Below are 18,536 nucleotides of genomic sequence, written 5' to 3'. Positions count from 1 at the left end.
TTCGAGCGATTTAGCAAGGCATATTTGGTGTATCATAATCCGTTAATTTCCAAAAGTCGGGTGACCTCGATTGAAGCAGAAGGAGTAAATGATCTATAAAATGTTAGTTGGAGCAATAGCGTCTCAGGCTGATTTGATTCCTCTCATCACATTGTATATACTTTGTATATACAATCACGGAGGTGGTTTTGTGTTCCAGGTTCAAAAATGGGGCAATAGTCTAGGTGTTCGTATTCCGAAATCCCTTGCTGTTAAGGTTGGTCTAGAGGAAGGGTCGGAGATCGAGCTTGACGTTGAGGATGGAAATTTGATCATCAAGCCAAAGTCGACTTCGCTAGAGGAATTGCTTGACCAAATGACGCCGGAGAACCTCCATGAAGAAGTCTCAACAGGCAATCCAGAGGGTCGTGAAGCATGGTAGGAAACGGTTATGTGCCGGATCGCGGAGACTTGGTGTGGCTGCAGTTCAATCCACAAGCAGGTCATGAGCAGGCTGGAAAACGACCCGCGTTGGTCCTATCCCCAGCAGCCTATAATGGAAAGGCGAAGCTTTCCTTATTATGCTCGATAACTTCTAAACGAAAAGGCTATCCTTTTGAGGTGAACATTCCGCAGGATTTGCCGATCGAGGGGGTTATTCTCGCCGATCAGGTCAAGAGCCTGGATTGGGAGTCGCGTCAAGCTGCTTTTATATGCAAGGTGCCGCAAAAGACGCTGGCAGAGGTGGTTTCAAAACTGAACTTGCTTATCCACTAATGATTTGCCTTCCGGAACACGTTTCGGAGGGGTTTTTGTTTATGAGGAAATTATGCAATAAGCGGGATTTGGGAGCAGGATGCTTATGAGCCGAAGCGTTATTTTGCGATGTACCCTGATCAGGAGATACGCATGAAGGTCCACGGTTATTTTCGGATCGAGGATTTCCATACACGCGACATGGGCGAGGGAGTGCCTCATTTTCAATCGATACTGCTGAGAAAAGAGGACGAGAAAGCGCAGCAGCGCGGCAAGTTTCAGAAGCGCATTCTGCTGATCGAGGCGGAGGATTAAATACCGGAAATAACGAATGACATACATAAACTCTACATGTTTGTTCCAACAGGGAGGGAGAACCTTTTGCTCGCAGAAATTCACCATAAAATCTCAAGCTCCGGCAGCAACCTGTCCGACCGGCTGGAGGACCAGCTGACCAGCGACGTTTTTGGGGCGCTACGATATCTTCCTTTTCAAGTGGGCTTGAAGCAGATCCTGAAGGCGGTTCGCCTGAAGGACGCCGGGCACCCTTCCCCGGACCCCGTCTGGAAGAGCTTTATAGAAACGACCCAAGATTACGACTATGAACTGAAGTTCTGGTACCGCCACGCCGAGGGAGAAATCGATCTGATTCTTGAGCATGTGGACATCGTTCTGGGTATCGAAGTGAAGTATTACAGTGGCCTGTCGTCGGAGGACGACGAGTCGGAGGAGATGATTACGCCGGAAGAGAGCTGCCACCAGCTCGTGCGGTACTCCCGGTTGCTTGAGGATATCCGCGGCGGGCGCCCCGCTTATCTCGTGTTTTTGGCACCTTTCCAGATCCTGCTCCCGGTCGAAACGGATATGAAGGATCGGCCGCTGATTTCACCCGATGTCACGCTGGGCTTCCTCGCCTGGCAACATGTATTGGAACAACTGCAATCGGTGGATCCGGCAGCGCTGGACCGGGGGCAGCAGATGATCATCCGGGATGTCATCGATTTGTTAGTCCAAAAAGGCTTCGAGCGCTTCAGAGGCTTCCTGCACCACATTCATAACATCCCGCTGGAGGAGAAGCCGTACCAGTTCAGTACAACATCAGGCTCGCAAACCCAACTACATTGGCCGACCAACACTGCGCTTCAGGAGGAATACTATGTCTACAACAAATGATCTGGGCGGGAATATCAGCCTTTCGGTCACCGTGCTGCGCGAAACCTACAAAAACTTAAATCTGCTTATGAATGAAATGGATATGATCGGCGAGGAACTGGGGTTCATGTCTTTAACGTCACGGTTTCTCAGATGGAAATCCGATGCCTATGAAGAGGGCTGGCTGCTGAGCAATTTTATCAAAATCTATCAGCTGGACGGCGATTCCGCCGGCAACGAGCGCGTGCCTGATGTGAAGGACGGGGATGTGTTTGTCATCGAGATCGACCTGGAGGGGCAGGACGATTATCCGGACATCACCTTGTCCCGTTTCCGTTACGATTTCTCCAAGTGGGAGCGCATGCCTGCGACCTCGGACCACTGGCTGTTTCGCGATCCATACTGGCTGGACAATCATTTTGATATTACCTGCGAAGACGGCATCTGGCGAAGCAAGACGAAGGCGAAGTCCGTCAAGAAGTATTGGGGACTCCAGCAGGCTATCGGTACAAGCATTCCGCTCACTTCCGTCACGGACGCCGAGACGATCCGGAACAACCTATTCGAGCAGCTTCTAAATTTGCCTGAGGCATAAGGGCAGGTCTTCGCATAGCATGATTCAACCCATTCCACGATTGTGAAAGGAAGTGCATCCGCATGACTCAGTTCGATTCGGCCATTGAATTCGCCGCCGTTGCGCATCGGGACCAGGTAAGAAAAGGCTCCGACATTCCTTACATCAGCCATCCGTACGGCGTGGCCATGATCCTGCAGCAGGCGAAGTGCAAAGAGGAAGTCGTCATCGCCGCGCTCCTTCATGATACGCTGGAGGACACGGACACGACGGAAGAAGACATCCGCAGCCGCTTCGGGAGCGAGGTTCTCCGCCTGGTGCAGGGAGCATCGGAGCCGGATAAGTCGGCGCCTTGGGAAGCGAGAAAGCAGCATACGCTGGATTTTCTGAAAAGCGCGGATCTGCCCCTCCGGCAGCTCTCCTGCGCGGATAAGCTTCACAATTTGCGGTCCACCCGCCGCGATTTCGAAGCCCACGGGGATGCGGTGTGGCGCAGGTTTAACCGGGGCTATGAGCAGCAGAAATGGTATTATACCAGCCTGGTCGAAAGCCTGGGGTACGCCTCGCGGTTCCCGCTCCTGGATACGTTCCAGGACGAGGTGGAGCGGTTTTTCCTGGAGCTGGAGCTTCCCGAGGAAATTCGCCGCATCCGCCGGGACAAGAAGCTGTATGATTTGGTTCTGCAGAACTTGTATGAAGAGCTGGACCGCGCTGAGCCGCCGGTGCAGCAGCCCATAACCTTGGAGGATTGGCAGCGCGCTGTGTACGGGTGGAGCCGGGGATACAGGGAAGGGGCAGGCGAAGACGAAATCGGGCAAAAGCTGGAGCTCCTCGAGTACCTTCGATCCCGCGACATCGACTTTGAGGTCAACTCGGAAGGGACCGATATGATTTTATCCGTGTGCGCTGCCTTACAAGAGAAGTTCCATCTGTATCCGCATGAGGTATACCATCACCTGTACCGTAATTTGAAAAAGGGAACCCTATAGTCCTTTCACCGGACGGAAGGAACACGGAAGCGATAGCGGCAGTAATGATCCCCTTGGAGGTGATGAGATTCAGGGCGGATGCCGATATAAAGGCAAAGGAGGTGGCATGATGGATATTGCAGCATTGTCTACATCGATGAGTCAGGCAGCTTTAGCTCAGCAGGTAAGCTTGTCGGTGCTCAGCATGGCCAAGGGCCAGGCGGAACTGCAGGGGCAGAACCTGATTCAGTTGATGGAGAAGAGCATCGATCCCAACCTGGGAAAGAAGCTGGACATTTCGATTTAAACTGTCAGCAAGCGTGGTAAACAGAAGACGTGTACCGGAACAGGGGGTCGCTGTAAATGACCAGTCCGGTCACGTCTTTTTTTGCTTGCGCGGAGTTAGCAGTGCTTTTCTCAAATTGTACCTTCAACTACCGAACATAACGCCGCCGATGACCTATTTCCTTCGCTTTCCTCCTTATATCCGGCAACATTCCATTCACCCTGTTCACGATACTTAGCATCCAGCATACGATCTACCCGCTATTCGATAACCTCATGTAACGTTGATTTTCCCCCCAGCGCAAATATTGCGCGAACCATCAAATATTGCTGCTTGCCAAATCCGTGGCTCCATTTGAACCGGCTTCAGGCAGCTTGAAAGTACTGATAGAGAGCACCTGCAAGGCGGCGGCTCCTCCGCTGCATCCGGCATCATGCGCCGATCTTACCGGACTTTCCGCAAATATTGTGCGCCCCATCAAAAATTGTTGCTTGCCCGGCATCCGGGGATCACTTTATCATGAGTCCAAGCGGAAAGCGGGCCTGCAAGTTCCGTCAGACCATCAGGGAAGGGGGAAGATCATGAAAGCCATCCGTCAGCCGATTAAGCGAAAATCTTTTCGAGTGCGTGACAATCTGCAGCTTTACCTCATCATGCTTCCCGTTCTGGTTCACATTTTGATTTTCAGCTATATACCGATGTACGGGATTCTGATCGCTTTTCAGAATTACTACCCGGGCAAACCGTTTTTATCCCTCCACGGAACCGATTGGGTAGGCTTTCAGCATTTCATCGACTTTTTTAACGGCCCGTATTTCGGGCGGCTGATGCGCAACACGTTTCTGCTCAGCTTGTATTTTCTGGTGTTTGGCTTCTGGGTGCCGATCCTGTTCGCCCTGCTGCTCAATGAACTCAAAAGCGGCGTGTTCAAGAAGTACGTGCAGACGGCAAGCTATCTGCCCCATTTTATTTCGAACGTGGTCGTGGCGGGGATGGTGTTGTCCTTCATCAATACGGACGGCATCGTGAATGCCGTCGTCAAGCTGTTCGGCGGCACGCCGGTGGCGCTGAATACGGAGCCGGGATATTTTCCGGCGATTTATACGATCACGAGCATCTGGAAGTCGTTCGGGTGGAGCAGCATCCTCTATCTGGCCGCTATGTCCTCCGTGGACCCTCATCTATATGAAGCGGCGAAGATGGACGGAGCCAACCGCTTCAAGCAAATGCTCCATATTACGCTGCCCGCCATCCGGCCCACGATTTTCATCCTGCTGATATTTGCGATTGGCAACCTGCTTTCCGCCAACAGCGAGTTTATTCTGCTCATCTATAACCCCATGGTGTACGAGACGGCCGACGTCATCGGAACGTATCTGTACCGCGACGGCCTGCTGGGAGGAAATTTCAGCGCGGGGACGGCCGTGGGACTGTTTATCTCAATCATCAATTTCTCGCTGCTGTACGCAGCCAATACGCTCAGCCGCAAATATTCCGATTACGCCTTATGGTAAGGGGGAGTCCCATGGCCGCCTTGGTCAAAAGAAATCCGAACACCATCAAGCAGGGCTCGGCAGCCGTCGACGTGATGATGTATGTGCTGGCCCTCGCGATCTGCTTACTGACGCTGTATCCTTTTTATTTCGTGGTTATCATGTCCATCAGCAATCCGACGGAAGTGGCGGCCATGAATGTGTTCTGGTATCCGAAAGGCTTCTTCCTCGATTCCTACAAGCTGATCGTCAGCGATACGAAAATGTGGTGGGCCTATTCCAATACGCTGATTTATGTGAGTGCAGGTACGCTTCTCAACTGTCTCACGGCCGTGCTTGGCGCCTATCCGCTGACCGTCCGCAATCTCATGGGCAGGAAGTGGGTCGTTGCTTACCTGTTGATCCCGATGTATTTTGGAGGCGGTCTCATTCCGTCCTATCTGCTGGTGAATAAGCTCGGGCTGTACAACACGATGTTCGCGGTCATCATTCCGGGAATGGTCAGCATTTGGAATATCATCCTGGTCCGGACCTTTTTTGCCAACATTCCAGACGGGCTGAAGGAGTCGGCCTTTATCGACGGCGCTTCCCATCTGCAGCTGCTCTTCCGGGTCATTCTGCCGATATCCAAGCCGATCCTGGCGGTCATCGCCATTTATTCGGTCGTCGGCATCTGGAACAGCTGGTTCGACGCGCTCGTGTATCTGCCGAATGAGAAGCTGCATCCGCTGCAAATGTACCTGTACCGGGTCGTGGTCCAGCAGTCGGTCGATTTGAAGATGTTATCGCTTGAGGATACGAAAAATGCGGTGGCCAACATGCTCTCGAACATTCAGCTGAAATACGCCATTATCGTCTTCACGACGCTGCCGGTCATTTTTACGTATCCGTTCTTTCAGAAGTACTTCATCAAGGGAGCGCTGCTGGGTTCATTGAAGGAATAAGCCGATAGAGCCATCCAAAGGGGGAAGAGTTCCATGAAAAAAAGGAAAATACCGTTCATGCCCGCCATCATCGCCGTTATTATACTTGCATCTGCAACCGCTTGCAGCGGAGGGGACAGCAAACCGGAGGAAGCGGAAGGTGGTGCCCCGGACGGGCAGCAGTCCGCCAAGCTGAAGCTTCTCGGGCCGACCGGTTCGAACAAGTACATCAAATTCCAGGACAGGGAGAAGTACCCGGTCTGGAAGGAAGTCGACAAGCTGCTGACCGATGCGAAGCTCCAGCTCGATTACGAGCTCGTGCCGAACGAGCAGTATAACGTCGTCATCAAAACGCGCATGGCGTCCGGCTCCAATCTTCCGGATATCGTGAACATATCGGCGCTTGATAATACGACGGTGCTTAATCTGGCGAAGCAGGGCGTGCTGCTGGACCTGAATCCGCTGATTGAGAAATACAGCAACGGCAACATCAAGAAGATGTATGAACAGGAATTCCCGTATGCGAAAAAAACGACGACGACGTCGGACGGGAAAATGTACTGGTTCAGCGACCTGCACAAAAAAACGTATAAAGGTACCGATCCGGCCCCGGTCTCTTTGACGATGCTGCTCCGCAAAGACTGGCTTGATAAGCTGAGCCTTCCGGTTCCGGCGAGTGCGGAGGAATATTTGCAAACGCTGAAGACGATGCGCGAGAAGGATGCGAACGGCAACGGGCAAAAGGATGAGGTCCTCGTCTACGATCCGGGCGCCTTCTCCGGTCCCATCGCGCAGTGGTTTGGCCTCGGAACGAGCATTTCCTCCGTGGATGTGGAGAACAAGAAGGTCGTCTCCCCATGGTACCAGGACGGCATCAAGGATTATTTCCGCTACCTGCAGCAGCTGGTGAAGGAAGGCGTGCTCGATACAAGTCTGATCGGGGGGACAGCGGAGCAGAAGCAGCAGAAAATGACCGAAAACCAGGTCGCCTCCGTCGGCGATTACAATCTGGAGACGTATTTGGAGCCGACGATCAAAGGCGGCGGGGAATATCTCCCCCTCATGCCGCTTCCGGCCGCCGATGGCATCACGCCTGCAGCCCAAATCGAGCCTCCGTTTCTGGTGTGGCAGAAATACGCCATTACGAAGGACAGCAAGAACGTCGAGGCGGCGATCAAATACTTTGATACAATCTATTCCGACAAGTATGCGGACCTTCTGTATTGGGGAATCGAAGGGCAAACCTATAAGAAGGACGACAGCGGCGCCAACGTATTCATCAATAACGCCTCGGACGAAGAACTGTCCAAATCGGGCCTGGCACCGGGGCTCCGGCTGTTCGGAGATACGGTGTTCCCGCGGGTTCAGTTCGCCAATCTCGAGTTTGAGCTGTCCGGCGTACCGGAATACAAAGCGGAGAACGAGCGTAATATTCTGAAATACAAGCCGTATTTCGTCAATATGAACGACAACTATCTGGCCATTCCCGATGACAAGCAGCTGGAGACCAAAACGAAGATTTTGACCAACCTGAACACATATTCCACGGAGCTTGCGACCAAGCTGGCTTTGGGGCAGAAATCGCTCGACAACTGGGATCAATATATCGCGGATCTGAAAAAGCTGGGGCTGGATGAGCTGCTTGCCATCGACCAGCAGCTGCTCGACCGGTACAACAGCATCCAGTAGTTTGATGCCGCACCCGTATGCGTTTGGAAAATGGCGGCCTCCTTTTCGCTTTGGAGGCACTGCTGTTTTCCTGTTTTTGTAGTCTGTATAAAAAGGACTTAAGAAAGCAACATGTTTCCGGCGCGACGAAGCCGGGTGTTCAAGTTCAGTTTATATAAGTCTTATCTTTAGGGGAGGGTAGCCCATGCGCAATGGCAGCTTCAGCAGCGGCACGTTTCGTAAAATCCTGTTGTCTTACACCGCGATTTTGATGATTCCGATCATTGTGTTCAGCGCCCTGAACGTGCAGCGGAATATCATCGAAGAGAAACGTCGGCAGCACGAGGAGCAGGCGATGGATGCCAAGCGGATTGCCGACCTGGTCGACAATAAGCTGGGTGAGCTCAAAAATTTAGGCAAAACGCTGAGCAACGAATCCTGGGTGAAGAAGCTGATGCAGCATACGAGTGTATATGATCAGGAATTCGATATTACCAAAATGCTGGAGATCCGCAAAAGCCTCGACAACAGCGTGAATTCGCAGGGCATCCTCTCGTTCGGCATGGTGGTGTTTCCGGAGCAGCAGCAGGCGCTGACGTCCTGGGGGATGTTCCCGCTTCAGGAGCTGTTCCAGTCGATTGCCGCATTCGACGAGCCGGCCAGGCAGCAGCTGCTCGGCTCTTTCTCGGAGCAGCAGTATTTTACCCTGCTGCCGCCGGCAGGCATGAAGCTGTGGGGCAGCGATAAGCGGGTAATCCCCGTGCTGCAGAGCCTGGAGGTCGTCAATCATCCGCGCGCGGTATTGGTACTGTTTATGGACAGCGCCTACCTCACGGATTATATGCACCGGTTCGGGGGAACCGGATCGCAGGAGATTGCCATGACGTCCCGTGATGCATTGATCTATCGCCAAACCCGAAATGACCCGCCCGGCAGCAGCGCAGCGACCTTCCCCATTCATTTGTCTTCGCAAGCCAGCGATCTGCAGTATACGATCTCCTACGTCGACAGCAGCGTCATTGGCATCGGCAATTTGTTCAGCTCGCTTGCGGCCATCCTGATTTCCATCATCCTTGGCGCCTGTTCAGCTTATCTGCTGGCCAGGATCAGCTACCGTCCGCTCGGCGCCCTGCTGAACAAGCTCAGCGCCGCGGCACGGACCGAGGATTCTAGACAGGGCAGCGTAAGAGGTTCCGAATATAACTATATCGAAAAGTCGTTCGACCGGCTGCTGCACGAGAACCGCAAGCTTCAGGAATCCATGCAGGATTATGAAAGCGCCGCCAAGTCGAATTTGTATCTTCGTCTGCTCAAAGGATATTTTATAGACGATCATCATAAAAATGAACTGGGGAAGCTCGGGATCGGCTACACCGAGGAGATGTATTACTGCACGATGCTGGTCAGCTTCCATGCCATCCGCGATTTCTCCGACTTCGAGAAAATCCGGAAGATCGAAATGCTGATGATGATTGTGGAGCAGGCGATGAGCCGTTATGGGCTGGACTATGAGCTGTTCGAGGTGACGAATGCGGACAAGGCGATGATTGTATCCTCTGCGCGCCCGTTTGGGGACGATGATATACTGGAGCGAATGGCTGCCGGGATGGCCGGGGAAATCGAGCGGCTGTGCGGATTTCATCCCGATATTTTATACGGAGGGGTTGAACAAGGGCTTGTAGGCATCAGCAAATCATATTACACGGCCAACGAGAGATTGCATTACACCGTATTCTCGCGCGAACATTTCCAGGTGCTGCAGGAGGAAACGATTCAGGCTGGTGTCGATTATTATTATCCGACGGATTGGGAAGTACAGCTCATCAACAACCTGAAGATCGGGAACCTGGACACCTCCCTGCAGATTCTGCATGAAATCCATGCCGAGAATGAAAGGCGGGAGCTGATGGAGTCCAGCGTGAGCAGACTGCTGTCCCTGCTGATGGAAACGATGCTGAGAGTGCTGCATGAGCTGAATCTGGATACGGCCATTTACTCGAAGCAGTTCGCCAGCCGGGCCAAAGCGGCGGACACCCAGGAAATGTGGAGCTATATGTTTGAAGTCGGCACGCTCATTTGCGAGCGCAAACGGTATGCCAATACGTCTTCCGCGATGACGGCCGGCAGCGAGCTGCTGCAATACGTGAACCACAACTATGCGAGCGCAGATATTTCATTAAAGCAGCTTGCGGAGATGTATCAAATGTCCGTCTCGAAGGTGTCCAAAATATTCAAAGAGGTTACAGGCATCAATTTCTATGATTACGTATGCCGTCTGCGCATGGAGAAGGCGAAAGAACTGCTCAGGGAAAGAAGCTGCGGCATCGATCATGTCGCGCACCGGGTGGGGTACGAAAATGTGTATTCTTTCAAGCGCGCCTTCGCGCGGTATGAAGGCATCAAGCCGGATGAATACGCGGGAACGGCGGATGGCCGCTGATTTAAGCTGGGGCTGAAGCGTTCATCATCATTTAATTTTGACATGCTTCTGATGCATAGACAGGTAGTTTGGAAATCCGGCCAAGACCGGAAAAATAGGGATCGACAGCCTGAGCCGCTATACAAGCGGCTTTTGTTTTTCTTTTGGAGAAGGTGACGATTTCGCTCGGTATAAGGCAAGGTACTCACGTAAGAGACTGAGGAATGCAAAGAACATGATGATGTTGATCAGCCTATCTTTTACCTTGGGCCAGATCGCCACGATGTTATCGAGGTTTATTCCGTCGCCTTCGAGCAAAAAACTCGACGCGGTCAAATCCTGAATGAAATGAGGATTCCATAGCGTCTGATCCGCAAGCATGATGCACACAAGCGCTGTTGTCATCACCGTTATCACCATATTGAAAGCCATCAGCTTAACCGATCTATAACGTACAACCAGTTGGACGATTCCCTGCATAATCGACAATGCGGCTACAATCCACAGAAGCGGTGCGTAGTGCCTGAATACATCGTTGTCCAGGAACGGAACGCTTATGAACACGCCATCGTGGTACCTCCAAATCCCGAGCAGATCGGTCAGATAGAGACAAACCACCATGATTGCAATGGTAAGAAAGATGCCTAGGATTGGCCCAAATCTATTGATCTTCATCTTGGCGTCCGGAATCGGCGGCAAATGGGAGGGGCTCCACACTTTAGTCCTGCTGGCGTTACCGGCGATATTTAATCGCTGCCTATGCCCTATCCACGCGAATACAACGGTAACCCAAGCGAATCCCTGTGCAGCGCCTGTAACGAGAGAGGCCAGATAGTCTGTAACCGGGCTTAGCTTTCCCGAATGGGAAAGGAATGTATCGATGAGGAAAGCAGCGGTTAGTCCGATGACAATCGAGGCAAGCACAATCTTGAGCGTAGTCAAGTAAGCATCGATCAACAGGGGACCGATCAAGTAACGGTCGTACCCGCGATACTTTGCGGCCAGCTCATTCGGAGGTCCAAGCTCAAGCAGCACGCTTTCGACATCCTCTTGGGATACTTGGTCAGCCGGTGCGCGTTCCTCCAGCATATCTTCAATCAGATCCTGCAATTCCTGTTTAATATCCGTTCTTTGCTGCTCAGGCAGACGCTGCGTCACGGCATAAATATATCGGTCAATGACTTCCATACTGCTCTCCTCCTTCAAGATCGGTCAAAATGCCATCCATGCTGGCGACCAGCTTGCGCCACTCCTCGCACAGTCCTGCATATACTTTCTTCCCGAACGGGCTGAGCAAATAATATTTACGGGGACGCGATTCATTCGTATCCCATTTGCTCTGAAGCAGCTCCTGCTTCTCCAGCCGGCGAAGCAAGGGGTATAGGGTGCCGGGATCGACGGCGATTCCCTTTTCCTGCAATAAGGGCACGAGAGAATAGCCATATTGGGGTTCGGACAATTGACTGAGCACGCCAATGACAATCGTGCCTCGCCGCAGCTCGCTTAATAAACCCGTTATCGTTTCATTGACATCCGCCATATGATCAACTCCTGGAAAATATTGTACTGTATGACGCACACTATTGTAAATGAAATAATATAAATTGGGTATTTCAATATGTGTTATGGTGTGAGTAACCAACCTCATGTCCTGTTCAAATAACGGAGTGATATGAATGCGGACAGCCAAAGGGAGAATACATGTTAACGACACAAACATTAAAAAATATTGAAAAATTGCAAAAAGAGTGTGAAATTCATGATCACATCCAACTGAAGCTTAACTGGGAAATGCTTAGAGCGCGCGAATCTGACCACCTGGATTTTCTTCATTATGAAGATGGCGAACTTGTAGCGTTTCTAGGTTTGTATGCTTTTGGTTCGACCGTCGAAGTGTGCGGGATGGTCAAACCAGGTGCAAGGCGACAAGGGCATTTTCACCGGTTGTTCCAACAAGGAATGAAAAGAGTAGAGCGAGACGGATACCGGAAGGTTTTGTTGAACGCGCCTGCGGGATCCGATGCGGCAAAAGCTTTTTTGAGCAAAATAGGTGCTGAGTATGCCTTCACAGAGCATCAAATGAAGTGGCAGCAACGATCCCTTGAAGATACGAATGATATTCTTTTGAGGCACGCCACATTAGAGGATTACGACATGCGCGTACGGTTATCCGTTGCGGCGTTCGGGTTGAGCGAAGAGGACGCCAGAGCTATAGAGAGCAAGGTCACCCCGGATCACACGGAAATGTTGATGATTGACGTGAGCGAAGGTACGGTAGGGAACATTCGAGTGAGCCGGGAAGAGGGGCAAGCGTGGATCTATGGATTTGCCATTTTGCCAGAATATCAGGGCAGGGGAATAGGCCGGAAAGTGCTGCGCCGAGTCATTAAAGAACAAAGCTTGGCGGGATATTCGGTACACTTAGAAGTCGAGACGAAAAACGACCACGCTCTAGGTTTGTATGAATCGGTTGGATTTAAAACCGTGCATTCCCAAGATTACTATAGATGGATGAACCCGGCGGTTTCCAACGAATGACAATGAAGATATCAAGGACATCATTTATCAAAATAATGCGGATACGCTGTTGGAAAGAGCGGAGGATGGATGGATTGTTCGACACCGCTTGTGATGAGCCGCATCGAACCGCTCTACATCACAGCTGAGCTTAGCGGCGTTTTTCTTCTGAAAGCGCGGATTGGCGAGGCAGAAGCTACAAACAAGACACCTCATTTTCATAAAAATGAAGTGTCTTGTTTGCGTTCTGTAATCTTTTTTTGTAAGATGATGCACCTGTTCTTGGAGTAAGAGAAACGAACGGTCTTCGTCATCTCCGACGAATAAATAGGAACGAAAGTAAACTTCCGCCCACAAAAATGGAAGCTGTCACAATCAGCGCCGCATTCATTCCGGTAAGCAGGGTTCCGCTGCTGCTCAGAATGGCACCCAGGATGGCAACGCCGAGCGTCGCTCCAAGCTGCCTGCTTGAGTTCAGCGCTCCAGAGATAGCGCCAACTTGATCGGTGGGAACCGAAGAAATAACAGCCGCCATTAACGCCGGAATCGTAAAGGATATTCCTATGCCTAACAAAAATAAGCCGATCATGGTCAACGTGTAATCCGTATTCCCGTCTTTACCGATTAGCATCAGCATCCCCATGGCACCCAGGAGAAATCCGGCCGTCATGGGTATTCTTGGTCCGGTACGACCCACGATCCGGCCGGTGAAAATGGGATTAATGGCCATGGGGATCATCATCGGAAGAAGTGCTAATCCTGCGGAATGGGCTGACAATCCGCGAATTTGTTGGAAAAAGAGAGGCATCATGAACAAAATCCCCGAGAGGCCAATGTTAACCAGCATCCCGGCAAGTATTCCTGCGGATAGGGTAGGTTTCTTAAATAGCCGTAACGGAAGCAGGGGGGCTTTGCTTGTTGCTTCCACGATCAAGAATAAGATGATGCATGCCAGCGCTATACCTAATGCCACCAGAATAAGGGGTGAACTCCATCCATAGGCTCCTCCCTCCATAAGGGCAAAGGACAAAACGACGATGAAGGAAACCGCTGGGACTTGCCCCGCTAGGTCAAGCCGTAGCTGCGGTTGACGAGTGGTTTCGGTGGTGTACCGCGAAGTGAGGATTAAACTGATGACAGCCAGCGGTAAATTAAGAAGGAAAATGCTGCGCCATCCAAGCGAGTCAACTAGAAGTCCACCTATGACAGGCCCTGCGGCGAGCGCAACCCCAGTAACCGCTCCCCAGATCCCAAGAGCGCGGGCACGCATAGCTGGTTCGGGAAAAACATGTGCGATGAGAGTAAGCGAGGCCGGCAACAGAGCAGCGCCTCCCACTCCGAGCAACGCGCGAAGTACGATAAGGGCACCTAGAGACTGAGCCATGGCTGAGAAGCCTGATGCCGCGAAGAAGAGAGCCAGACCAATGATATAGATTCGTTTGGCTCCGAGCTTATCGGCGATCGTCCCCATGGATAACAGCAGACCTGCGAATACGATGGTGTAGGCATTAACAATCCATTGAAGCCCGGTAATACCTCCGCCAAGGTCGGCATGAATAGCAGGGAGTGCGACGCTAACAACAGTCGTATCTAATAGAACCATAAAGTATCCGAGCGAAATTCCGAGAAGCAGCAGCGCTTGCGCTAGCTTCCCGCTATTGTGAGAATGGGCTCGTAGTGTGTTTTCCAAGTATAGACTCCCCTTTCATTTCTGAACGTTTTTCCATTTGCTTCATTGAGAGTGTATATTAGAAACATATACTAGAACTAGATGACGGTTTATCATAGGAGTATTAGTCCTATACATTACCCCTGTGCTGAGAGTAGGTGCGAGCTAATGGAACATACAGAGAATGAACGTTTACGCGAGCTAGGGCAGTTTTTAAAAACGCGGCGCGACCGCATTACACCTGAGCAGGCCGGCTTGCCGAATGCAGGTCGGCGACGTACGCCCGGGCTTCGCCGCTCGGAAGTGGCTCAGCTATCGGGCATTAGCGTAGATTGGTATACGTGGTTGGAACAATCGCGCAACATTCAGGTATCCGCTCAGGTATTGGAAAGTATTGCGCAGGCTCTTCAGCTTGATTGGAGCGAGCGCAAACATTTATTTCATTTGGCGTTACAGCAATTGCCTGCCGACATGCTGCCGGACACGAGCGAAGTCAGCCCAACCTTGCAAAGCTTCCTTGATCAACAGGGGGCAAGTCCCGCTTATGTGACTGACCAGCGGCTGAATATCGTTGCGTGGAACCCTGTAGCATCCTTAATTTACGGGGATTATGGGAGGATGTCCGCGCGCGAGCGCAACACGGTCTGGCGGACGTTTACCTCTCCGTATGTCCGCCAGGTGCTTCAGGAAACTTGGGAGACTCATGCCCGGCACCGCTTAGCGCACTTTCGCGCCAACTACGGGAAGTTCGCCGGTGATCCTTGGTGGATGGAGCTTATCCAGGAATTAAGTCTTGCAAGTGAAGAATTCAGGACATGGTGGTCCCGGCATGATGTCGTGAATGGCCCTGAAGGGAAAAAAATCAATTATCATCCGACGGCAGGCTTGCTTGTATTTGATCAAATTTCTTTTTCGGTATCGGATGCACCCCATCTTACGGTGACGGTCAATATTCCTGCTAACGACGAAACCATCACGAGAGCCAAGAAGCTTCTGTCAGAAGAACATAACCTGCCTTGAAATTCACCAGAGAAGCGAAATAGCCTGTAACCGGGCTTCGCTTTATCGAATCTGAAAGGAATGTATCCATGAGGAAAGCAGCAGTTAGTCCTATGACAATCGGGACCAACAACATTTTTAGCGTAAGTCACGTAAGCATCGATCAACAGGTGAACGATCAAGTCCCGGTACCCGCGATACTTCGCGGCCGCTCATTCGGAGGTCAAGGCTGAAGGCAGCACGCTTTTGACATCCTCATGGATACTTGGTCAGCTGATGCGCGTTCCTCCAGCATATTTTCAATCAGACCTTGCACTTCCTGTTTAATATCCGCCCCTTACTGCTCAGGCAGACGCTGCATCACCGCAATCCATGTAACGATCAATGTCTTTCGTGCTTCTCTCCTCTCCAAGATCGGTCACAATGCCATCCATGCTGGCAGCTTGCTTGTGTCACTCAAAAGGATGGCCCCGTATATCCTTTCCTCCCCCATACACACGACTCTCGATTGCTTAAATTCCAGGCCTGCATTCGCATACCCAACCGTCTCTCCGCATACTTTTTACCAAGCCCCTGCCGGCTTGTTCATTCTGTTGATGCAGACGGCGGTAATAAGCACCTCCGAAAAATACGATAATCCTATTTTTACATACGATATTGACAACAAATAAACCGCTTACATGGTATTCTATCGGTAAGCTGGCCGTCAAGTTGGACGATTGAATGCCGCCGGCTGAAAAGGCAAGGGCATGATGATTCCGACGACAACGCCGGTTATCCAAAATACTTATTGCCATCCGGAGCTGCCTGTCCGGGTGCAAACCATCGGAGGGAAGAGACTATGGCTAAAACGATTGTAGCCGTTATCGGCTGCGGAACGATTGCTAACAATGCACATATCCCAGCGTACATGGCGAACGAGGATGCCGAGATCAAGTATTTCTGCGACATTCGCAAGGAGCGGGCCGAAAAGGCGGTAGAGGAGTACGGCTGCGGCATGGCGGTGGAGGATTATCATACGGTGCTGGAGGACCCGGACGTGGTGGCGGTGTCGATCTGTACACCGAATAACGTCCATGCCTCAATCGCAATCGATTGTATGCGGGCGGGCAAGCATGTGCTCTGCGAAAAGCCGGCGGCCCGGACGTACAAGGAGGCGCTGGAAATGCAGCGTGTGCAGCATGAGACCGGCATGACGCTAAACATTGGCGTCGTCAACCGCTTCAATAAAGGCGTCAACATTATCAAGCAGATGATCGAAAGCGGCGAGCTCGGCGAGTTGTACCACGTCGTGGTGAGCTTCCGCGCGCATCGCTCCATTCCCGGACTCGGCGGAGATTTCACGACCAAAGCGGTCGCCGGCGGCGGGACGCTCATCGACTGGGGCGTGCATTACCTCGATATCGTGATGTACTGTACGGGCGATCCGCGGCCGAGGACGGTGTCGGGGCAAGCGTACTCCAAGCTGGGCCAGGACCTCCGGAATTACGCCTACCTGAGCATGTGGGCCGGGCCGCCGAATTACGATGGCAGCTACGACGTCGACGACTTCGTGACGGCCATGATCCGGACCGAGGGTCCGTCGATTTCGGTCAACGGCGCATGGGCGCAAAACATCGGCGTAGAAGAAACGTACATCGATTTCCTTGGGGACAAGGCGGGTATCCGTCTCCAATACGGCAAGGAATTTACGCTCTATTCAGCAAAGCACGGCGCATTGATCGAAAGCACGCCAAGCTATCCGAAGACCAACGCGTTCCAGGAGGAGATCGACGGGTTCATCGCAGGCATCCATTCGGGTGAAAAGCTGCCGTCGCACATCGATACCGTGATCCTGACCGCGCAAATGATCGAGGCGATCTATCAATCCTCGGGCGAAGGCCGCGAGGTATCCCTGGTGGAAGCGGGAACGAAGGCATGAAAAGAATCGGCTTCATCGACTACTACCTCGACGAATGGCATGCCAATCAATACCCCGGATGGATCAGAGAAGCCTCGGGCGGGGCGATGGAGGTTGCTTTTGCACATGCGATCAAGGACGCGGACCGTGGGCTGACTAACCGGGAGTGGTGCACGAAGCACGGCGTGTCCTGGTGCGACACGATTGAAGAGGTCATCGCCCAAAGCGACTACCTAATCGTGCTCTCGCCCGACAACCCCGAGCAGCATGAGGCGCTGGCTAAGCTGCCGCTCGCTTCGGGGAAGCCGACGTACATCGACAAGACGTTCGCACCTGACCGGGCGGCGGCGCTGCGCCTGTTCGAGCGGGCTGCAGAGCATGAAACGCCGCTGTATTCCTCGTCGGCGCTGCGTTATGCCGATGAATACGGGGACGTCGAGCGCGCAGGGATTCAAGTGATCACGAGCCTCGGACCGGGCTCGTTCGAGAACTACTCGATCCATCAGATCGAGCCGATCGTCGCGCTTATGGGCACGGACGCGAAGCGCGTCATGTTCGTCGGCACGGAGGCCGCGCCGTCCCTGCTGATCGAGTTCGCGGGCGGCCGCCAGGCCACGATCCAGCAGCCGGGTGCCGGCTGCCCGTTCATGATGGCCGTCAACTACGATTCGGGCACCTGCCGCGTCGTGCAGCCGGCATCGGATTATTTCCGGAGCTTCATCCGGGACCTGGTGACGTTCTTCGAAACGGGCCGCGCAAGCGTACCGCCAGCCGAGACGATCGCGATCATGTCGATCATCGAAAACGGGCTTATGGCCGCCAAGCAGCCGTATCACTGGATCGACCTGCCGCAGAGCCAGTAAGCTTAAGAACAGAAAAAGCAGCCATTTTCGGAGAACGGAAAATGGCTGCTTTGTGTTGCATTTGAATATAGGTCGGCAGTCGATCACCAGCCGGCTGACTTGGCAGAAGAAGCGCTTTGGAGGCTATTATCGAGCCTCTTCTGATAGTGCTTAAGCTGTTACGCAGCTCGATTTGCAATCTCCTGAGACTCGTTGATAGCGCATGGCGGCGCTGAAACGAGTCTGTGGAGATTTTTTTGTTATGGTCCGGCTTGCCCATGGACATAAAAGGGAGTGCGACCACAAAGATTTGCAAGCGAAACCTAAATAATGAATGTCCAACACAAAAGTACCTGATAAAACACAAAAGCAGCGGAGGGGACGGAATCGA

The 18,536-nt window shown here is 52.3% G+C and carries 20 protein-coding genes; 16 read left to right on the top strand and 4 right to left on the bottom strand.

Annotated features, from left to right (window positions below; all coding sequences use genetic code 11):
- Window positions 1-190 precede the first annotated feature (190 nt).
- The 7 genes from ACTHPM_RS24000 (at window position 191) to ACTHPM_RS23970 (ending at window position 3,736) form a co-directional block, all read left to right on the top strand.
- Entirely contained in the window at window positions 191-421 is a 231-nt protein-coding gene (locus ACTHPM_RS24000) for an AbrB/MazE/SpoVT family DNA-binding domain-containing protein (RefSeq protein ID WP_440397595.1), read from the top strand.
- Complete coding sequence (gene mazF, locus ACTHPM_RS23995) at window positions 415-756, top strand: endoribonuclease MazF (RefSeq protein WP_440397419.1); 342 nt, start codon at window positions 415-417, stop codon at window positions 754-756. Before ACTHPM_RS24000 ends, mazF begins: the two co-directional genes overlap by 7 nt.
- Window positions 757-864: 108 nt before the next feature.
- Window positions 865-1,050 carry a hypothetical protein gene (locus ACTHPM_RS23990; RefSeq protein WP_440397420.1) on the top strand — a complete coding sequence of 62 codons (186 nt, stop codon included), beginning with the start codon at window positions 865-867 and terminating at the stop codon, window positions 1,048-1,050.
- A gap of 66 nt (window positions 1,051-1,116) precedes the next feature.
- Complete coding sequence (locus ACTHPM_RS23985; RefSeq protein WP_440397421.1) at window positions 1,117-1,908, top strand: hypothetical protein; 792 nt, start codon at window positions 1,117-1,119, stop codon at window positions 1,906-1,908.
- Window positions 1,892-2,482, top strand: coding sequence for a hypothetical protein (locus ACTHPM_RS23980; protein WP_440397422.1), 591 nt, complete (start codon window positions 1,892-1,894; stop codon window positions 2,480-2,482). Before ACTHPM_RS23985 ends, ACTHPM_RS23980 begins: the two co-directional genes overlap by 17 nt.
- A gap of 62 nt (window positions 2,483-2,544) precedes the next feature.
- Window positions 2,545-3,450 carry an HD domain-containing protein gene (locus ACTHPM_RS23975; RefSeq protein WP_440397423.1) on the top strand — a complete coding sequence of 302 codons (906 nt, stop codon included), beginning with the start codon at window positions 2,545-2,547 and terminating at the stop codon, window positions 3,448-3,450.
- 109 nt (window positions 3,451-3,559) lie between these two features.
- Window positions 3,560-3,736: a YjfB family protein gene (locus tag ACTHPM_RS23970; protein WP_440397424.1), complete on the top strand. Its 177-nt coding sequence runs from the start codon at window positions 3,560-3,562 to the stop codon at window positions 3,734-3,736.
- A 298-nt stretch (window positions 3,737-4,034) separates the two neighbouring features.
- Here the strand turns inward: ACTHPM_RS23970 and ACTHPM_RS23965 are convergent, their stop codons facing one another.
- Window positions 4,035-4,193 (bottom strand): hypothetical protein, encoded by a 159-nt coding sequence (locus ACTHPM_RS23965; RefSeq protein WP_440397425.1) that lies wholly within the window; start codon window positions 4,191-4,193, stop codon window positions 4,035-4,037.
- 103 nt (window positions 4,194-4,296) lie between these two features.
- On the opposite strand from ACTHPM_RS23965, the gene ACTHPM_RS23960 reads away from it, so the two are divergent.
- From ACTHPM_RS23960 to ACTHPM_RS23945, 4 genes are all read left to right on the top strand, one after another.
- The gene (locus ACTHPM_RS23960; protein WP_440397426.1) at window positions 4,297-5,229 is read left to right on the top strand and encodes an ABC transporter permease; all 933 of its coding nucleotides are present in this window, start codon (window positions 4,297-4,299) and stop codon (window positions 5,227-5,229) included.
- Window positions 5,230-5,240: 11 nt separating this feature from the next.
- The gene (locus ACTHPM_RS23955; RefSeq protein ID WP_440397427.1) at window positions 5,241-6,152 is read left to right on the top strand and encodes a carbohydrate ABC transporter permease; all 912 of its coding nucleotides are present in this window, start codon (window positions 5,241-5,243) and stop codon (window positions 6,150-6,152) included.
- Window positions 6,153-6,185: 33 nt separating this feature from the next.
- A complete protein-coding gene (locus ACTHPM_RS23950) occupies window positions 6,186-7,820 on the top strand; it encodes an extracellular solute-binding protein (protein WP_440397428.1) in 1,635 nt (544 codons plus the stop codon).
- 184 nt (window positions 7,821-8,004) lie between these two features.
- Complete coding sequence (locus ACTHPM_RS23945; RefSeq protein ID WP_440421705.1) at window positions 8,005-10,239, top strand: helix-turn-helix transcriptional regulator; 2,235 nt, start codon at window positions 8,005-8,007, stop codon at window positions 10,237-10,239.
- A 117-nt stretch (window positions 10,240-10,356) separates the two neighbouring features.
- Here ACTHPM_RS23945 and ACTHPM_RS23940 read toward each other — a convergent pair whose 3' ends face one another.
- Both ACTHPM_RS23940 and ACTHPM_RS23935 read right to left on the bottom strand, forming a co-directional pair.
- Complete coding sequence (locus ACTHPM_RS23940) at window positions 10,357-11,406, bottom strand: HAAS signaling domain-containing protein (RefSeq protein WP_440397430.1); 1,050 nt, start codon at window positions 11,404-11,406, stop codon at window positions 10,357-10,359.
- Window positions 11,393-11,758: a PadR family transcriptional regulator gene (locus ACTHPM_RS23935; RefSeq protein WP_440397431.1), complete on the bottom strand. Its 366-nt coding sequence runs from the start codon at window positions 11,756-11,758 to the stop codon at window positions 11,393-11,395. The genes ACTHPM_RS23940 and ACTHPM_RS23935 overlap by 14 nt, the downstream gene beginning before the upstream one ends.
- 161 nt (window positions 11,759-11,919) lie before the next feature.
- Between ACTHPM_RS23935 and ACTHPM_RS23930 the strand changes: the two genes are divergently transcribed.
- Together ACTHPM_RS23930 and ACTHPM_RS23925 are read left to right on the top strand one after the other, a co-directional pair.
- Window positions 11,920-12,756, top strand: a complete 837-nt coding sequence (locus ACTHPM_RS23930; RefSeq protein ID WP_440397432.1) for a GNAT family N-acetyltransferase — start codon at window positions 11,920-11,922, stop codon at window positions 12,754-12,756.
- Window positions 12,757-12,849: 93 nt separating this feature from the next.
- The gene (locus ACTHPM_RS23925; RefSeq protein WP_440421703.1) at window positions 12,850-13,026 is read left to right on the top strand and encodes a hypothetical protein; all 177 of its coding nucleotides are present in this window, start codon (window positions 12,850-12,852) and stop codon (window positions 13,024-13,026) included.
- A 19-nt stretch (window positions 13,027-13,045) separates the two neighbouring features.
- Here the strand turns inward: ACTHPM_RS23925 and ACTHPM_RS23920 are convergent, their stop codons facing one another.
- Window positions 13,046-14,425: an MFS transporter gene (locus ACTHPM_RS23920; protein ID WP_440397433.1), complete on the bottom strand. Its 1,380-nt coding sequence runs from the start codon at window positions 14,423-14,425 to the stop codon at window positions 13,046-13,048.
- A gap of 147 nt (window positions 14,426-14,572) precedes the next feature.
- On the opposite strand from ACTHPM_RS23920, the gene ACTHPM_RS23915 reads away from it, so the two are divergent.
- The 3 genes from ACTHPM_RS23915 to ACTHPM_RS23905 all read left to right on the top strand — a co-directional run bounded on the left by ACTHPM_RS23915 (window position 14,573) and on the right by ACTHPM_RS23905 (window position 18,166).
- On the top strand, window positions 14,573-15,424 hold the full coding sequence (locus ACTHPM_RS23915; RefSeq protein ID WP_440397434.1) for a helix-turn-helix transcriptional regulator: 852 nt from the start codon (window positions 14,573-14,575) through the stop codon (window positions 15,422-15,424).
- Window positions 15,425-16,244: 820 nt separating this feature from the next.
- Window positions 16,245-17,324: a Gfo/Idh/MocA family protein gene (locus ACTHPM_RS23910; RefSeq protein ID WP_440397435.1), complete on the top strand. Its 1,080-nt coding sequence runs from the start codon at window positions 16,245-16,247 to the stop codon at window positions 17,322-17,324.
- Window positions 17,321-18,166 (top strand): hypothetical protein, encoded by an 846-nt coding sequence (locus ACTHPM_RS23905; RefSeq protein WP_440397436.1) that lies wholly within the window; start codon window positions 17,321-17,323, stop codon window positions 18,164-18,166. Before ACTHPM_RS23910 ends, ACTHPM_RS23905 begins: the two co-directional genes overlap by 4 nt.
- The last annotated feature ends 370 nt before the right edge of the window (window positions 18,167-18,536 follow it).

The sequence above is a fragment of the Paenibacillus sp. SAFN-054 genome (assembly GCF_051966755.1).
GTDB lineage: Bacteria > Bacillota > Bacilli > Paenibacillales > Paenibacillaceae > Paenibacillus_AQ.
This window is presented reverse-complemented; position numbering and strand designations above follow the sequence as displayed.

What these genes read in the sequence shown, in the direction of transcription:
- mazF (WP_440397419.1), top strand. Translation starts at nt 415, where the DNA reads ATGGTAGGAAACGGTTATGTGCCGGATCGCGGAGACTTGGTGTGGCTG.
- ACTHPM_RS23990 (WP_440397420.1), top strand. Translation starts at nt 865, where the DNA reads ATGTACCCTGATCAGGAGATACGCATGAAGGTCCACGGTTATTTTCGG.
- ACTHPM_RS23980 (WP_440397422.1), top strand. Translation starts at nt 1,892, where the DNA reads ATGTCTACAACAAATGATCTGGGCGGGAATATCAGCCTTTCGGTCACC.
- ACTHPM_RS23975 (WP_440397423.1), top strand. Translation starts at nt 2,545, where the DNA reads ATGACTCAGTTCGATTCGGCCATTGAATTCGCCGCCGTTGCGCATCGG.
- ACTHPM_RS23970 (WP_440397424.1), top strand. Translation starts at nt 3,560, where the DNA reads ATGGATATTGCAGCATTGTCTACATCGATGAGTCAGGCAGCTTTAGCT.
- ACTHPM_RS23965 (WP_440397425.1), bottom strand. Translation starts at nt 4,193, where the DNA reads ATGGGGCGCACAATATTTGCGGAAAGTCCGGTAAGATCGGCGCATGAT.
- ACTHPM_RS23960 (WP_440397426.1), top strand. Translation starts at nt 4,297, where the DNA reads ATGAAAGCCATCCGTCAGCCGATTAAGCGAAAATCTTTTCGAGTGCGT.
- ACTHPM_RS23955 (WP_440397427.1), top strand. Translation starts at nt 5,241, where the DNA reads ATGGCCGCCTTGGTCAAAAGAAATCCGAACACCATCAAGCAGGGCTCG.
- ACTHPM_RS23950 (WP_440397428.1), top strand. Translation starts at nt 6,186, where the DNA reads ATGAAAAAAAGGAAAATACCGTTCATGCCCGCCATCATCGCCGTTATT.
- ACTHPM_RS23945 (WP_440421705.1), top strand. Translation starts at nt 8,005, where the DNA reads ATGCGCAATGGCAGCTTCAGCAGCGGCACGTTTCGTAAAATCCTGTTG.
- ACTHPM_RS23940 (WP_440397430.1), bottom strand. Translation starts at nt 11,406, where the DNA reads ATGGAAGTCATTGACCGATATATTTATGCCGTGACGCAGCGTCTGCCT.
- ACTHPM_RS23935 (WP_440397431.1), bottom strand. Translation starts at nt 11,758, where the DNA reads ATGGCGGATGTCAATGAAACGATAACGGGTTTATTAAGCGAGCTGCGG.
- ACTHPM_RS23930 (WP_440397432.1), top strand. Translation starts at nt 11,920, where the DNA reads ATGTTAACGACACAAACATTAAAAAATATTGAAAAATTGCAAAAAGAG.
- ACTHPM_RS23925 (WP_440421703.1), top strand. Translation starts at nt 12,850, where the DNA reads ATGAGCCGCATCGAACCGCTCTACATCACAGCTGAGCTTAGCGGCGTT.
- ACTHPM_RS23915 (WP_440397434.1), top strand. Translation starts at nt 14,573, where the DNA reads ATGGAACATACAGAGAATGAACGTTTACGCGAGCTAGGGCAGTTTTTA.
- ACTHPM_RS23910 (WP_440397435.1), top strand. Translation starts at nt 16,245, where the DNA reads ATGGCTAAAACGATTGTAGCCGTTATCGGCTGCGGAACGATTGCTAAC.
- ACTHPM_RS23905 (WP_440397436.1), top strand. Translation starts at nt 17,321, where the DNA reads ATGAAAAGAATCGGCTTCATCGACTACTACCTCGACGAATGGCATGCC.